Consider the following 15,505-nt stretch of genomic DNA (forward strand, 5'->3'; position numbering starts at 1 on the left):
TCAGAACGCCCAGCCGATGCCGTAAGACCGGGCGGGCCGCAGGTCCGCGAACTCGGCCCGCGCCTCACCGGTGTCGTCGACGCGCGAGGACGGCCTGTTCGGCGTCGGGTCGGCGGCCTCCTTGGAGAACTCGCCGTCGATCCGCCACACCCGCGTGGGCAACCGGTGCGACTCGAAGCGCACGTTGAGGTCGAACCGCTCGCAGTCGAACTCGGGGGTGCAGCAGTAGAACGGCGCGATGGCCCGCGCGCGGACCCGGAAGAAGAAGTCGTGCTCGTCGCCGGGGCCCAGTGTCCTCGGCGGGCGCAGCGTGAACGCGACCCGGTCCGCGGAAACCTGTTCGAGCGCGCGCACCTCGCCGCCGGAGATCTCGTCGATGCCCAGTGCCGCCAGGTCCACCGGACCCCCGGCCTGCCCGGACGGGCCGACCGACAACGAGTGCCGCACGTCGAGCAGGTCGGGCTCGTGGCTGACGATGCGCCGGGTCTCGAACACCTCCACGTCGTCGCCGCGCAGCACCAGCCGCACCTGCAACCGCTTGGTGTGCCAGGGGACGCCGTCCGCGGCTCGCGCCACCTCGCGCGTCGGCCGCGCGCAGGCCAGCTCCGCCAGTAGGTAGACGACCTCGTCCGCGCGCCGCTGCACGGTCCGCAGGTCCCGGTCCACGACGCGGCCGTGCGCGGCCAGCCTGCCGGTGTAGGTCTCGTTCGCCGGGTTGTCCACGCCGAACACCGCCCGCGCCAGGTCCCGCCTGCCCTCGGGCAGCAGGCCGACCAGGCCGCGCACGAGGGCGACCAGCTTGTCGCGCACCGCCCCCGGCGGTTCCGCCTGCGTTACCCCCGCCAGCTCGCGCAGCACCGGTCCGGCCACGGTGGGCAACGAGACCTGGTGCAGGCCCAGTCCCTTGCGGACGTCCTTGAGCTCCTGGCTGAGGATCCTGAGCCGAGTGTCGGCGTCCACTCCACACCCCCATCTCACCGGCGGGCACCCGAGTCTACCCAGTGCACCGCCTCGGGCGGGTCCCACGTCCCGTTTCACGTTCGGCGTCGGCGCCGCTCCCCGGTGTTTCCCGCAGGAGGAAAAACCTGGAAACAGGAAACCCCTGTCGCCCCCCGCCGCCCGGCACAACCATTCGAGGTGTCGGATTCACCCGGCGCGGCGCGCGGGAACCACCCACCGAAGGAGAACACGATGCACACCCACTACGTCCTCACCATTGTGCTGCTGGCCGTCGGTCTGCTCGGATGACCGCGTTCACCCGGGGGTGGCCGACGCCCATCCCCGGGTGACCCATCCGAGGCGACGAGAACCAGGAGCCATGACCGAGTTCGGAACCCTGTTGCGCGACCGCAGGAAGGCCAAGGGCATGTCGCTGGACGCGCTGGCCGAGAAGGTCTTCACCAGTCGCGGGCAACTGAGCAAGATCGAGAACGGCAAGGCGAACGCGAACCCCACCGTCGTCGCCGCCTGCGACACCGCGCTCGAGGCGGGTGGCGAGTTGGTCGAGGCGTTCGGCAAGCACGAGGTCGACCGCGCCGGTGGTGGGTTGCGGGGCCTGCCCGATCCCACCGGGCACTTCGTCGGGAGGGCCGAGGCGCTCGACGTGCTCGCGTCCGTGCTGCGCGGCGAATCCGCCCGGATGTGCGTCGTGCACGGTCTCGCCGGGGTTGGGAAGACAACCGTCGCGATCACCGCCGCCCGCGCGGCCGAGGACGCGTTCCCGGACGGCCGGGTCTTCCTGGACCTGCGCGGCCACACCCCGCGCACCACCCCCGGCACCGGCCCGGTGGAGCCGCTCGAGGCGCTGCACACCCTGCTGAGCCTGCTCGGCGTCAGCCGCGAACGCCTCCCACCCGATGTCGACGGCCGCTCGAACCTGTTGCGGGACCTGGTGCGCGACCGGCGGATGCTGCTCGTGTTCGACAACGTCGCCACCGTCGCACAGGTGCGCCCGCTGCTGCCCGCGGGCGGTACCTGCCGGGTCCTGATCACCAGCCGCGGCAGGCTGCCCGCGCTGGACGAGGCGTGGTCGCTGCCGCTGGGCACACTCGGCACCGACGACGCCGTCGCCCTGCTGCGCTCGGTCGCTGGCGACCGGGCGCCCGCCGGTGCGCAGGCGCGGGAGATCGTCTCGTTGTGCGGCAACCTGCCGCTGGCGATCCGCATCGCGGCCGCCAGGCTGGTGGCCGGTTCCGGCACCCGGCTGCGCGACCGCCTCGCCGACGAGCGGACCCGGCTGCTGGTGCTCGACGACGGCGAGCGCGGTGTGGCCGCGGCGTTCGCCGTCTCCCACGACGCCCTCACCCCCGCCGAACGCGCGCTGTTCGGCCTGCTGGCCGTGCACCCCGGCCCCGTGCTGGAGATCCCCGCGGTCGAGGCCATGTCGGCGTTGCCCTTCGGCGAGGCCGAGGCGCTGCTCGACCGGCTGCACGACGCCGGTCTGATCACCCTCGACGCCGCCGGGCACATCGGCATGCACGACCTGGTGCGCACGTTCGCCCTGCGCCACGCGCTGCCGCCCGACCCCGGGGTGCGCGCGGCCGCGGTGGTCAACCTGGTCGACTACGCGCTGGCCAGGGTCACCGCCGCCGACGAGGTGCTCGAACCGTCGCGCTACCGTCCCGACACCGGCCGTCCCACCTCGTGCGCGCCCTTCGCCGACACCAGCAGCGCGCTGGCCTGGCTGCGCGTGCAGTGGCCGACGCTGGAACGGGTGGTGGACCTCGCCGCCGAGCACGGCCTGCACCGGTCCTGCTGGCAGTTGGCGTTCGTGCTGCGCGCGTTCTTCTTCCGCGACAAGCTCTACGAACCGTGGCTCGCGACGCACCAACGCGCGCTCAAGTCCACCGCGGCCCTGGACGACCTGTCGGCCACCGGGATGATCCGCAACAACCTGGGCATGGCCTACATCGACGCGGGTCGCATCAGCGACGCGGTCGACGCCCACGAACGCGCGCTGGCCGCCTTCACCGACGCGGGCGACGAGCGTGGCCGCACCGACGCGCTTTCCAGCCTCGCGTGGGCCCGGCTCTACCACGGCGAGGCCGCGATCTCGGTGCGCGACCTGACCACGGCGCTCGAGGCGTACCGGGCGGCGGGTCGGGTCCGCAACATGGCCATCGCCCGGCGCGGGATCGCGCTGGGGCTGACCAGGCTGGGCCGCCACGACGAGGCCGTCGAGCACGCCGAGGCCGCCCTCGCGCAGGCCGAGGCCGAACTGCAGCCGGTCGACGCGCTGATGGCGATCAACTGCCTGGCCTGGATCCACTTCTGCGCGGGCAGGCTCGACCTGGCCGTGGAGCTCTACACCAAGGCGTGCGGTCTCGGTGAGCTGGCGGGCAGCGCCTACGAGCGGGCCCGCGCGCTGACCGGCCTCGGGAACGTGGCCGCGCTGCGCGGTGACCGGGTCGCGGCCAAGCAGCACTGGGGCGAGGCCGACCGGCAGGAGACCAGGCTGCTCTCGGCGGTGCTGGAGGAGGCCAGGGTGCGCGCGGAACTGGGCCCGTGACGCACCCCGGCCCCCAGCCCATCGGCTAGCCCTGGGTCACGCTCCCGCCGGACTGGATGATGTTGCCGTGCACCACGGCACCGGTGATCGAGTTGACCACCCCCGGTTTCCCGTTGTGCGCCGGGGGCCGCTGCGGCGCGACCACGGTCCGCCGGGGCAGGTGCGGCTCCTGGCCGGGCGACGGGGGGACGTACGCGGGCTTGTCGAGCATGACCCGCAGCAGTTCCTCCATCCCCGCCGTGGTGAAGTCGGTGATCTTGTAGTAGTTCGCCCCGTAGGGCTGGAACACGATCGGGATCTCCTCGACCCCGTGCCCGGGCAGCAGCACCGGCAGGATCTTCTTCGTCCACAGTGGACGATTGCCCTGCAACCGGTCGCGCAGGATCGCCGCCTCGCACTGCATCCCGAGGTTCGCCGCCGCCGTCGCGTACCCGTCGGCGACCCCGCGGTACACCTCGCTGGCGACCACGACCACGAAGTCGGCCGCGTTCATCTCCCGGACCGCCCACGTGTACCAGTCCTGGCGCTCGAGGTGCCAGCGGTCCAGGCAGACGTCGATGCTGTTGTCGACCAGGGCATTGGCCAGCACCAGCACCAGGTCCTTGTGCTCCTCGGAATCGTGCGTGTAGGAAACGAACGCCCGCGGCATCGCTTCCCCCCTTTCCTGCAAGCGACGGAGAAAGCCCGCGAGCCGGTGCCCTCGGGCGGTCGGTTGGTTGGTGTGAACTCGCCCCCGCTACCTGGCCCCGTGGCGCGCGCGGACCATCTTGGTGATGATGTCCTGCTCCCGCCCGTCGGTCCACCTGCCCACACTGCCCAGGGTGTGCTGGCCACCGAGGCCGGTGGTCGGGCTGATGCTGCCGTTGGCGATCTTCATGGTGAACACCTGGCTGTGCGCCAGGTAGTACTCGCCGTCCGCGCGTGCCGGGTCGAGCGTGGGGCGCGACGGGCACCGCGCTCGTAGAACTCCTCGCACACCAGGCTCCACAGCACCCCGGCCAACCGGCCGTAGCGGGTGTGCTGCTGGACCATCGCCTGGCGGACGTGGTTCTCGACCCGGTCGATCTCCTCGGGTACCCGGTCGCGCGGCGAGCGGCCGTGCAGCAGTGCCGGCCGGGCGAGGAATGGTGAGCGAGCCGTGGACGGTGGAGTCGTTGACGGAGTTCCGTGGGTCTGTCATGCCTCACCTCGGGGACGGGAAGGGCCTCGTGGGTCGGGGAGTTCCGCCGGGGTCGGCTACCAGCGGACGCCGTAGGACAGGTGCGGGGTCAGGTTGGTGAACGTGGTCGCGATCTGGCCGGTCGCGTCGATGGGGATCGGCGGGTGGCTGGTGAGGTCGTCGTCCACCTCGGCAGGCAGGACGCCGTCCAGCAGGAGGGCGTGGGTCGGGAAGCGGGGCGGCGGGAACACGACCCGCAGGGAGAAGGTGGTGCACGGGGTGTGCGGGGTGCAGACGTAGAGCGGGTGCATGGGGTCGGGGTGCAGGCGGACCGAGATGGTGTGCGGCTGGCCCGCCCGCAGCGGGGCCGGGAGGCGCACCGTCGCCGCCACCCGGTTGCGGGACTTCCTGGTGCGCTCGACCAGGGTCCCGCCGTGCACCACGGCGATCGCCAGGTCCTCGACGCCGGTCTTGGTCGACCAGCCGAGGGTGATCTCGGTGAGGTCGGTGTCGGCGATGACGCGGCGGAACTCGAAGACCTCCGGCGTGCCCGCCAGCGACACCACGGCGTGCAGCTCGTCGGTGTGCCAGGACTGGCGCGGCCGGGTGGTCGCCAGTTGGGCGACGCTGGTGATGCCCTCGTCGACGCGGCGGCGGATCGTCCGGCTCTCCCGCTTGAGCTCGGTGCCCGCCCAGGTCAGCCGGTCGGCGTAGAACGGCTGGCGGGTCTGCTCGCTGAGCGCGAACGCGGCGGTGAAGCACAGCCGCAGGTCGTCGGGGAGCCTGCCCGCCAGCTCGGTGAGGGTGGTGATGACCTTGTCCCGCGCGGTGACGTCGTCGTCGTTGTCGGTGACCGCGCACAGCGCGCGCAGGGCGGGACCCAGGCGGGGTGGCAGCGGTGTCGTGTGCACGGCTCGGCCCCGGCGCAGTGCCTTGAGGTCGGTGGTGAGCGGATGCATGGGCCTCCTCTGTCGAGCAGAGTGAAGCGGCCCGCCGGGGTCCCGTGTCCTGTTGACCCGCTGTTGTCCTGGCTTTGTCCGGCCTTTGTCATGTCGGTGGGGGTTTCCCGGACCGGAACCGCGTTGGCGACAGGAAACCCGGGGCGGGCGGCCGCTCGGCGGTCACCATGGTGGGGAGGAACTGCGACGAGGAGGACGTCATGGCGATGTTGGTGGCACCGGGTCGGGTGGTCAAGTTGGGGTTCTGGTTGTTGGTCATCGGGTTCACCGTGGGGTGGTTGGTCGGTGTCACCTCGTGACCGGGTTGTCGCGGGCGGCACTGTCGTTGTCGGGGAGTGACGGGATGGGGGGTGCAGGGGGGCGGTGACGGGCGGGCGTTGCGAAGCTGTGGGCAGGCACACAGGGAGGCGGGTTGATGGACGTCATCGTGGTGGGCGCCGGGTCGGCGGGGGCGGTCGTGGCGCGCAGGCTGGTGGACGCGGGGGTCACCGTGCGGCTGTTGGAGGCCGGGGGGCGCGACACCAACCCGGCCATCCACGACCCGGCGCGGGCGGGGGAGCTGTGGCACGGGCCCGAGGACTGGGGGCACCACACGGTTGCCCAGGCCCACGCGGCCGGGCGGCGGCTGCACCTGCCGCGCGGGAAGGTCCTCGGCGGGTCGCACGCGCTCAACGCCATGATCTGGGTGCGGGGCGCGGCGTCCGACTACGACGGCTGGGGGCTGCCCGGGTGGGCGTGGTCGGACGTGCGGCCGGTGTTCGAGCGGGTCGAGCGGGACCTGCTGCCGATCACGGTGAACGAGCCGCTGCACCCGGTCCAGCAGTCCATTGTGGATGCCGCGGTGCAGATCGGGATCGAGTTCAACCCCGACTACAACGCGGGCACCCTCGACGGCGTCTCGGTCGAGCGGATCACCGCGCGCGACGGGCGCCGGGTCAACACCTGGATCGCCTACGGGGAGCCGATCGTCGGCAAGCCGGGGTTCACCGTCCACACTGGAGCCTTGGTGCACCGGGTGCTGTTCGAGGGCACCCGCGCGGTCGGTGTGCTCGCCGACATCGACGGTGTCGCAACGGAGCTGCGCGCTGACCACGTGGTGCTCGCCGCGGGCGCTCTCGCCTCTCCCGCGATCCTGTTGCGCAGCGGGGTCGGCCCGGCCGACGAGTTGCGCGCGCTGGGCATCGACGTCGTCGCCGACCGGCCCGGTGTCGGCAAGAACCTGCACGACCACCTGCTGGCCCCGGTGATCTTCGCGACCGACCGGCGCGAGGTCGAGCCGCCGGTCGCCGGGCGGTCGGTGACCCAGACGCACCTGTTCTGGCGCAGCAGGCCGGGGCTGCCGGTGCCCGACACCCAGCCGATCCACTTCAGCGTCCCGATGTACGAGCCGTGGATGACCGGCCCCCCGACCGGGTTCTCCCTGATGGCGGGCATGGTCACGCCGCGTAGCCGCGGGTCACTGCGGTTGTCGGGGCCCTCGGCGGCCGACGAGCCGCTGATCGACCTGGCCGCGCTGGAGCACCCGGACGACCTGGCCAGCCTGGTCGCCTCGGTCGAGCAGTGCCGTCGCCTGGGGGCTGCCCCCGCGCTGGCCGAGTGGGGTGCGCGCGAGCTCTACCCCGGGCCGGTCGACGACGTCGTGGAGTACGTGCGGCGGACCGCGATCACGTACCACCACCAGGTCGGCACCTGCAAGATGGGCACCGACGAGCTGTCCGTGGTCGGCCCCGACCTGACCGCGCACGCGCTGACCGGCCTCACCGTCGCCGACGCGTCGGTCATGCCCACCGTCCCCACCGGCAACACCAATGCCCCGGCGGTCATGATCGGCGAGCAGGCGGCCGCGTTCCTGCTCCGATAACCGGTTGGTGAAGCGGGCCGCCCCTGCTTACGGTGGTGGCCTGATGGCGATCTCGTGCACCGACCTCGCGTTCTCCTGGCCGGACGACACCCCCGTGTTCGAGGGGCTGTCCTTCACCGTCGGCGCAGGCAGAACCGGGCTCGTTGGGGTTAACGGCTCCGGGAAGAGCACTCTGCTGAAGCTGCTCGCCGGGGAGTACCGGCCGAGCGCGGGCAGCGTGGTGGTCGACGGGCTGGTCGGGTACCTCCCGCAGACCCTCCCGCTCGGCGACGACCTGAGCGTCGCCGAGGTGCTGGGCATCGACCGGGTCCTGGCCGCGCTCCTGGCGGTCGAGTCCGGCGACGTCCGCGACGAGCACTTCACCACCATCGGCGTCGACTGGGACGTCGAGGAGCGGACCAGGGCGCAGTTGGCCCGGCTCGGCCTCGCGGACGTCGACTTCGACCGGCGGCTCGGGACGCTCAGCGGCGGCCAGGTGGTCTCGCTGGGGTTGGCGGCGCAGTTGGTCACGCAGCCCGACGTGCTGCTGCTGGACGAGCCGACCAACAACCTCGACGCGGACGCGCGGGCCCGGCTGTACGAGGTGCTGGCGGAGTGGCCCGGCTGCCTGCTGGTGGTCAGCCACGACCGTGAGTTGCTCGACCGGGTGGACCGCATCGCCGAGGTCACCCGCGGTGAGGTCCGCGTCTTCGGCGGCAACTTCACCGAGTGGGACGCGGCGTCCCGCGCGGCCCGCGAAGCGGCGGAACGGACGGTGCGCGACGCCGAGCAGGAGGTCAAGCGCGAGAAGCGGGAGCTGCAACAGGCCCGTGAGCGCGCTGCCCGGCGGGCGGGCAACGCGGCGCGGACGTTGGACAGCGCCGGGCTGCCGCGGATCTTCGCCGGGAACATGAAGCGGCGCGCGCAGGAGTCGGCCGGGCGGGCGGACGGGACGCACTCGGCGCGGGTGAGCGGGGCCAGGGCGCGGCTCGACTCGGCGAGTCGCGCGGTTCGGGACGACGACCGGCTGGTGCTGGAGCTGCCGGAGACGACTGTCCCAGCTGGACGGACGTTGTTCCACAGGACCGGTGTGCAGGCGCGAGGGTTGTTCGCCCCGCCCGGGTTGACCCTGGACATCCGGGGCCCGGAGCGGATCGCGCTGACCGGCCCCAACGGCTCCGGCAAGTCAACGTTGCTCCGCCTGATCAGGGACGCGGTACCCGCCGCCTACCTATCGCAACGCCTCGACGTCCTTGACCCCACGTTGTCCGTCTCCGACAACCTTGCCCTCTCCGCCCCGTCGATGCCCCGCCCCGACCGCATGAACCTCCTCGCCCGTTTCCTCTTCCGCGGCGACCGCGCCCACCTCCCCGTGTCCGTCCTATCGGGCGGCGAACTACTCCGCGCCACCCTGGCGTACGTCCTGTTCGCCGAACCCGCCCCGCACCTGTTGTTGCTCGACGAACCCACCAACAACCTGGACCTCGCAGGCGTGACCCAACTCGAATCCGCCCTCACCGCGTACAAGGGCGCCTTCGTGGTGGTCAGCCACGACACCCGCTTCCTGGCATCGCTTTCTCCAACCCGCCACCTGACCCTCACCAACGGCACCCTGACCGGCTGACCACGCCTCGGAAGTTGCTCAGCTGTCGTCCGGGGTGGGGGTTCTGGCGAAGGGGTGGCCGAGGGCGTCGGGTTCCGGGGTGGAGAGGGCGGTGCGGAGGAAGCGGCGCATGACGGGGGAGTGTTCGTCGGGGCGCCAGCAGACGGCGGATTCGGTGATGGCGGTGTGTTGGCGCAGGGGGCGGGCGACCAGGCCGGGCCAGACCTGGGGGATGTGGTCGGTGGTGAGCAGGGCGACGCCCGCGCCGGACTCGACCAGGGCCAGTGCGTGCGGGACCGAGTCGGCGCGGTGGCGGGGTGGTACCGGGGACGGGGCGAAGTCGGTGTCGGACAGGGCGATGCGGTCGTCGAGCAGGGTCGTCAGGTCCACCCGCTCCGCGCCCGCGAACGGGTGTGCCGCGGGGAGCACCACGACCAGCGGCGCCCGGCTGACCACCGCCACCTCCAACCCGCTCGCCCGCCGCGGCGACGACCGGTGCAGCAGACCGGCGTGCGCCTCCCGGTGGTGCACCCGGTCCAGCACTTCCGCGTCCGACACCTCCACCAGCGCCAGGTCCACATCGGACCCCAGCGCCCCCACCAGCCGGGTCACCAGGCGCGGCGCGATCGAATGGCCGATGGCCAGGGCGAGTTTGCCGTGCGTCCCCAGTCCGACCGCGCGCACGGTCTCCGAGGTCGCGGACAAATCGGCCAGCAACCTGCGCGCGTGCTCGGCCAACAACCGGCCCGCCGCGGTGACCGTCACCCCCCGCCCGTGCCGCACCAGCAGCTCCACGCCCAGTTCGCGCTCCAGGGTCCGCAGCCGCACGGTCAGCGGGGGCTGGGTCATGTGCAGCCGCTCGGCGGCCCGGCTGATGGTGCCCTCCTCGGTCACCGCCAGGAAGCACTCCAGGTCCCGCACATCCATACGCGCAGAATATAGGACGGGTCCGCAAAGTGTATTGGACGTATGGCCCCGCGCTTCGCACACTCATCGGATGTGAGCCGGGGCACTGGCGGCGCACCCGGTCCCCACCGACAGAGCGAGGCGTTGTGAGCACCCTGACCACCGATGTGCTGGTGATCGGCAGCGGACCGGCAGGCGCGTCGGCCGCGTTGTTCCTGGCCACCCATGGCGTCGACCACATCGTGATCACCAAGTACCGGTGGACCGCCAACACCCCGCGCGCCCACATCACCAACCAGCGCACCGTCGAGATCCTGCGCGACCTGGGCGTCGAGGACGACGTCCTGGCCCAGGGCACCCCGCAGGACCTGATGGGCGACACCGTCTTCTGCACCAGCCTCACCGGTGACGAGATCGGCCGGGTGCGCACCTGGGGCACCCACCCGGCCCGCCGCGCCGACTACACGCTGGCCAGCCCGTCGAGCAACTGCGACCTCCCGCAGACCCTGCTCGAGCCCATCCTGATCGGCCACGCCGCCGAGCGCGGCAGCCGCGTCCGGTTCGACACCGAGTACCTGGGCCTCGAACAGGACGAGGACGGCGTCACCGTCACCGTGCGGGACCGCCTCTCCGGGCACACGTACCCGATCCGGGCCAAGTACGTCATCGGCGCCGACGGCGGCCGCAGCCAGGTCGCCAAGGACGTCGGGCTGCCGTTCGAGGGCCAGATGGACCTCGCGGGCAGCATGAACATCGTCTTCCACGCCGACCTGTCCCGCCTGGTCGAGCACCGGCCCAGCGTCCTGTACTGGGTGCTGCAGCCCGGTTCCGACATCGGCGGCATCGGCATGGGCCTGGTGCGGATGGTGCGCCCGTGGGACGAGTGGCTCATCGTGTGGGGCTACGACATCTCCGGCCCGCCGCCCGCGGTGGACGACGCGATGGCCACCAAGATCGTGCACGACCTCATCGGCGACGACACGATCCCGGTCACCATCCGCTCCACCTCGTTGTGGGGCAACAACAAGATGTACGCCACCCGCTACCGCGCGGGCCGCGTCTTCTGCGCCGGGGACGCCGTGCACCGGCACCCGCCGTCAAACGGCCTCGGCTCGAACACGTCCATCCAGGACTCCTACAACCTGGCCTGGAAGCTGGCCATGGTGCTCAAGGGCCAGGCAGGCCCGGCGCTGCTCGACAGCTACGACGCCGAGCGCGCGCCGGTCGGCAAGCAGATCGTGTTGCGCGCCAACAAGTCCATCGACGAGTTCGGCCCGATCTTCGAGGCGCTCGGGTTCACCGAGTCCGACGACCCGGCCGAGAAGATCGCCAACATGCGGGCCAGAACCGAGAACACACCCAAGGCCGCCGAGCAGCGGATCGCGTTGCGCAAGGCGTTGGAGCTCAAGGACTACGAGTTCAACGCGCACGGTGTCGAGTTAGGACAGCGCTACAGCTCCGGCGCGGTCGTCGCCGACGGCACCCCGGAGCCGGAGCACACCCGCGACCCCGAGTTGTTCTACCACCCGACCACCTGGCCGGGCGCGCGCCTGCCGCACTGCTGGCTCGGCCGCGACGGCCAGAAGGTCAGCACCCACGACCTGGCGGGCAAGGGCCGGTTCGCCCTGCTCACCGGCATCGCCGGGCAGAAGTGGGTGGCGGCGGCGGAACTGGCGGCCAAGCAGTTGGACATCGAGATCGCCACCTTCGTCATCGGCGCGGGCCGCGAGCACATCGACCTCTACGACGACTGGGCGCGGTTGCGCGAGGTCGAGGAGTCCGGTTGTGTGCTGGTCCGACCGGACGCGCACGTCGGCTGGCGGTCCTGGGCGCTGCCCGCCGACCCGGCCGGTGACCTGGCCGCGGCCCTCGCCCGGCTGCTCGACCGCGCCGCGAACTGATCGAGCAGGAGGCCATTCGTGTCCGATTTCCGCTACACCGCCGGGCCGACCCGGGTCGTGTTCGGCTCGCACACGCTGGCCGACGTGCGGCCCGAGGTGGAGCGGCTCGGGCGCACCCGGGTGCTGGTGCTGGCCGACCCCGGCCTCGGCACGGTCGGCGACCGGGTGCGGGAGGCGCTCGGCGCGCTGGCGGTGGGCCGGTTCGACGGCGCGGCGATGCACACGCCGGTAGCGGTAACCGAGCAGGCGTTGGTGCTACTGCGTGAGGTCGGAGCTGACTGCGTTGTCGCTGTCGGCGGAGGTTCCACGACAGGTCTAGCGAAGGCGTTGGCGGTAAGAACCGGCGTCGACCAGGTAATCCTGCCGACGACGTATGCCGGGTCCGAGGTCACGCCCGTGCTCGGCGAGACCGACGGCGGCGTTAAGACGACCAGGTCATCACCGGACATCCTCCCCGAGACGGTCATCTACGACGTAGAACTGTCGAGGGGTCTACCGCTGGGCATTACCGCTACCAGCGCGATCAACGCCATGGCGCACGCCGTCGAGGCCCTCTACGCCCCCGACACCAACCCCGTGACCGACCGGCTCGCGCTGGAGGCCATCGAGCGGATCGCCCGCGCGCTGCGCCGGGTCCGGGTCGACCCGACCGACGCCGACGTCCGCGCCGACCTGCTCACCGGCGCCTGGCTCGCCGGGACCTGCCTCGGCACGGTCGGGATGGGCCTGCACCACAAGCTCTGCCACACCCTCGGCGGCACCTTCGGCCTCCCGCACTCGCCGACGCACGCCGTCGTCCTCCCGCACGCCCTCGCCTACAACGCGCCGCACGCCCGGGACGCCGTCCGCCGCGTCGGCGAGGCGCTGGGCACCACGGACGCGCCTGCCGCGATCCACGACCTGCTCGTGGCGACCGGTGCTCCGACGTCGCTGCGCGAGCTGGGCCTGGCCGAGGCCGACCTGGCCCGCGCCGCCGAACTGGCCGCCGCGAAGCCGTACCCGAACCCGGCGCCGCTCACCGAGGACGGCCTCGCCGGTCTCCTGCGCGCGGCGTGGGCGGGGCAGCGGCCCACGCTCGGCGGCCCGCCCAGGCTGGACTGGCTCACCGACCAGGTCGTGTCCACCATCGCGGGCCCACCGCGGCTGCGGCACCTGCTCGGCGACCTGGTCCGCAGGCTGCACGGGTTCGCCGTCGACAACGACCTCACCCAGGCCGAGTGGCAGGCGGGCATCGGGTTCCTCACCCGCACCGGGCAGCTGTGCGACGACAAGCGGCAGGAGTTCGTGCTGCTGTCGGACACCCTCGGTGTGTCCAGTGTGGTCGACGCGCTGACCAACTCGCGCACACCGGACACGACGCCGTCCGCGGTGCTCGGACCGTTCTACGTGGAGGGTCCGCCGGAACTGGCGCACGGCACCGACGTGGCCGACGGGCTGCCCGGCGTCCCGCTGCACGTCGAGGTCACCATCACCTCGACGGACGGCAAACCCCTGCCCGGCGCGGTCGTCGACATCTGGCAGTCCAATGAGGACGGCTTCTACGACGTGCAGCTGCCCGAGCTGGAGGGCCCGGTGCTGCGCGGCCGGTTCCTGGCCGACGACGCGGGCCGGGTGCGGTTCTGGTCGATCCTGCCCTCGGAGTACCCGATCCCGGCCGACGGCACGGTCGGCGACATGCTCACCGCGACCGGCCGCCACCCGTACCGGGCCCCGCACCTGCACTTCATGCTCGCCGCCGAAGGTCACCAGCGGCTGATCACCCAGCTGTTCGTGGCGGGCGGCAAGTACCTGGACTCGGACGCGGTCTTCGGCGTCAAGCAGGACCTGGTCGTGGACTTCCCGGCGGGGGCAGGCACGCCCCCACCGGGGAGGTCGGTCACCGGCGAGTGGCGCGACCTGCGCTTCACCTTCCGGATCGCCCCGGCCTGATGAGGGGTCAGGCCAGGGCGGGGTCGTACTCCTCGGGGTGCACGGTGTTGCTGAGCAGGCGACCGTGCGCCCCGAAGGTGAAGTGGGTCGGCTGCTCGCCGGTCTCGTCGAGTCCGAACAGGACGCCGTGGGACCGCAACCGGTGGGTGTCGCGGTGGTCGGCGACGGTCACCGAGGCGCACGGGATGACCTTCTCGCGCCAGGTGAACACGTAGATGCCGGGGCGCAGCCGGTACACCGAGTTCTCGTCGGTGTCGGCAAGACCCTTCTCGGGGCCGGACAGGCACTGCCAGGTGTACCAGTGCTCGCTGAGGTAGACGTGCTCGTAGGCGTGCTGCTCGCTGTAGACCCACATGGTGCGGCGACCGATGAGCGCCCGGGTGGGGGCCGGTGCCTCGCCGGTGACGTCCGCGCCCTCGATGACGGCGGGGGTGAACACCTGGGTGACCCGGGGGACGCCACCGCCGTTGATGGTCGTGGTGACCACCAGGGCGCGGCCCGCGCGCAGGTCCAGGAACAGCGAGATCGCCTCGTTGGGGCGCGCCTGGGGGTGGAACTGGGTGTAGTAGAGGTCCTCGTCGACCAGGAACGTCTCGCACTGGTCGACCCCGTGGTCCCACTCGATCCGCGACCCGGCGAAGGTCGCGGCCAGCACCGGCCCGTCCGCCCCGCGCAGCACCACCGCCCGCCCGTGCAGGTCCCCGACCGTCGGCGCCTTGTTCTCGTCGAACCCGGGCGCCAACCCGTCGAGCGGCAACCAGGTCGAGGTGTCGGACAACGCGGTCATCGGCGTTCCTTTCTCCGGGTACCCGGAAGTCTCGACCCCGCACCCCCGCGCGCGGAACCGCGTCTACCCTGCCCGTGCGGCACCGAACAAGGACGGTGCGCCGCAGACCAACCACCGCCACCGGCGACAACCGCAGGATGTGCCCCATGGACCTCGGCCTCGACGGCAGAAAAGCACTGGTCACCGGCGGTGTCTCCGGCATCGGCCAAGCCTGCGCGCAAGCCCTGGAGGCCGAGGGCGCCCGAGTGGCGGTCCTCGACCGCGCCCCCGGCACCCGCTTCCGCGCCGACGTGACCGACTCGGACTCCCTGGCAGCCGCGGTGGGAGCGGCCGTCGAGTGGCTCGGGGGGCTGGACATCGTGGTGGGGTGCGCGGGCATCTCGGGGCCGGTGGGGAACCTGCTGGTGGACACCTCGGCTGAGGAGATCGCCGGGGTGCTGGCGGTGAACGTGCTGGGGCAGCTGCTGCTGGCGAAGCATGTTTATCCGCATATGGGGTATGACGGGTCGATTGTACTGCTGGGGAGCGACTCGGCGTTTGTTTCTGTGCCGGGGATGGTGCCTTATAGCGCGTCTAAGGGGGCTGTGGTGTCGATGACGCGGGCGTTGGCGGTGGAGTTCTCGCCGGTGCGGGTGAATTGTGTGTGTCCGTCTATTGTGGATACGCCGATGGCTCGGGGAGATCTTGGGGATCGGGCCATTGATGAGGCTGAGTTTCCGGTGCAGGCGGCGGGGGATGTGGCCAATCAGGTGCTGTACCTGGCTTCTGAGCGGTCTCGGACTGTTAATGGGCAGGCGATATTGACGGATTTCGGGTATTCGGCGCGGTCGGGGTTTCCTGCTTGAGGGGTGGTTCTCGGGGGCTTGTGCACATGGGGGGTGGTTGTCCACAGGCTGCTGCTCGCTCGGTGCGT

12 protein-coding genes are annotated in these 15,505 nt (G+C 71.8%); 6 read left to right on the plus strand and 6 right to left on the minus strand.

The window, feature by feature from the left end:
- Entirely contained in the window at positions 1-960 is a 960-nt protein-coding gene (locus CLV68_RS11560; RefSeq protein ID WP_121390350.1) for a hypothetical protein, read from the minus strand.
- 358 nt (positions 961-1,318) lie between these two features.
- Here CLV68_RS11560 and CLV68_RS11565 point away from each other — a divergent pair, with 358 nt between their 5' ends.
- The gene (locus CLV68_RS11565) at positions 1,319-3,508 is read left to right on the plus strand and encodes a helix-turn-helix domain-containing protein (protein ID WP_121390351.1); all 2,190 of its coding nucleotides are present in this window, start codon (positions 1,319-1,321) and stop codon (positions 3,506-3,508) included.
- 25 nt (positions 3,509-3,533) lie between these two features.
- Here CLV68_RS11565 and CLV68_RS11570 read toward each other — a convergent pair whose 3' ends face one another.
- The 3 genes from CLV68_RS11570 to CLV68_RS11575 all read right to left on the minus strand — a co-directional run bounded on the left by CLV68_RS11570 (position 3,534) and on the right by CLV68_RS11575 (position 5,626).
- Positions 3,534-4,157 (minus strand): SEFIR domain-containing protein, encoded by a 624-nt coding sequence (locus CLV68_RS11570; RefSeq protein WP_121390352.1) that lies wholly within the window; start codon positions 4,155-4,157, stop codon positions 3,534-3,536.
- A gap of 87 nt (positions 4,158-4,244) precedes the next feature.
- Positions 4,245-4,484 carry a hypothetical protein gene (locus CLV68_RS33335; protein WP_147459947.1) on the minus strand — a complete coding sequence of 80 codons (240 nt, stop codon included), beginning with the start codon at positions 4,482-4,484 and terminating at the stop codon, positions 4,245-4,247.
- A 260-nt stretch (positions 4,485-4,744) separates the two neighbouring features.
- A complete protein-coding gene (locus CLV68_RS11575; RefSeq protein WP_121390353.1) occupies positions 4,745-5,626 on the minus strand; it encodes a hypothetical protein in 882 nt (293 codons plus the stop codon).
- 415 nt (positions 5,627-6,041) lie between these two features.
- On the opposite strand from CLV68_RS11575, the gene CLV68_RS11580 reads away from it, so the two are divergent.
- Both CLV68_RS11580 and CLV68_RS11585 read left to right on the plus strand, forming a co-directional pair.
- Complete coding sequence (locus CLV68_RS11580; RefSeq protein ID WP_121390354.1) at positions 6,042-7,487, plus strand: GMC family oxidoreductase; 1,446 nt, start codon at positions 6,042-6,044, stop codon at positions 7,485-7,487.
- A 43-nt stretch (positions 7,488-7,530) separates the two neighbouring features.
- Positions 7,531-9,090 (plus strand): ABC-F family ATP-binding cassette domain-containing protein, encoded by a 1,560-nt coding sequence (locus tag CLV68_RS11585; RefSeq protein WP_121390355.1) that lies wholly within the window; start codon positions 7,531-7,533, stop codon positions 9,088-9,090.
- 18 nt (positions 9,091-9,108) lie between these two features.
- On the opposite strand, the gene CLV68_RS11590 is transcribed toward CLV68_RS11585, so the two are convergent.
- Positions 9,109-9,996, minus strand: a complete 888-nt coding sequence (locus CLV68_RS11590) for a LysR family transcriptional regulator (RefSeq protein ID WP_121390356.1) — start codon at positions 9,994-9,996, stop codon at positions 9,109-9,111.
- A 125-nt stretch (positions 9,997-10,121) separates the two neighbouring features.
- On the opposite strand from CLV68_RS11590, the gene CLV68_RS11595 reads away from it, so the two are divergent.
- Together CLV68_RS11595 and CLV68_RS11600 are read left to right on the plus strand one after the other, a co-directional pair.
- Positions 10,122-11,876 (plus strand): FAD-dependent oxidoreductase, encoded by a 1,755-nt coding sequence (locus CLV68_RS11595; RefSeq protein WP_121390357.1) that lies wholly within the window; start codon positions 10,122-10,124, stop codon positions 11,874-11,876.
- Between the two features lie 18 nt (positions 11,877-11,894).
- The gene (locus CLV68_RS11600) at positions 11,895-13,805 is read left to right on the plus strand and encodes a maleylacetate reductase and hydroxyquinol 1,2-dioxygenase domain-containing protein (protein WP_121390358.1); all 1,911 of its coding nucleotides are present in this window, start codon (positions 11,895-11,897) and stop codon (positions 13,803-13,805) included.
- Positions 13,806-13,812: 7 nt separating this feature from the next.
- On the opposite strand, the gene CLV68_RS11605 is transcribed toward CLV68_RS11600, so the two are convergent.
- Positions 13,813-14,592: a molybdenum cofactor biosynthesis F family protein gene (locus CLV68_RS11605; protein WP_121390359.1), complete on the minus strand. Its 780-nt coding sequence runs from the start codon at positions 14,590-14,592 to the stop codon at positions 13,813-13,815.
- A gap of 146 nt (positions 14,593-14,738) precedes the next feature.
- On the opposite strand from CLV68_RS11605, the gene CLV68_RS11610 reads away from it, so the two are divergent.
- Positions 14,739-15,437: an SDR family NAD(P)-dependent oxidoreductase gene (locus CLV68_RS11610; protein WP_121390360.1), complete on the plus strand. Its 699-nt coding sequence runs from the start codon at positions 14,739-14,741 to the stop codon at positions 15,435-15,437.
- The last annotated feature ends 68 nt before the right edge of the window (positions 15,438-15,505 follow it).

Origin of the sequence: Actinokineospora cianjurensis (assembly GCF_003663795.1) — a bacterium.
Classification (GTDB): Bacteria; Actinomycetota; Actinomycetes; order Mycobacteriales; family Pseudonocardiaceae; genus Actinokineospora; species Actinokineospora terrae.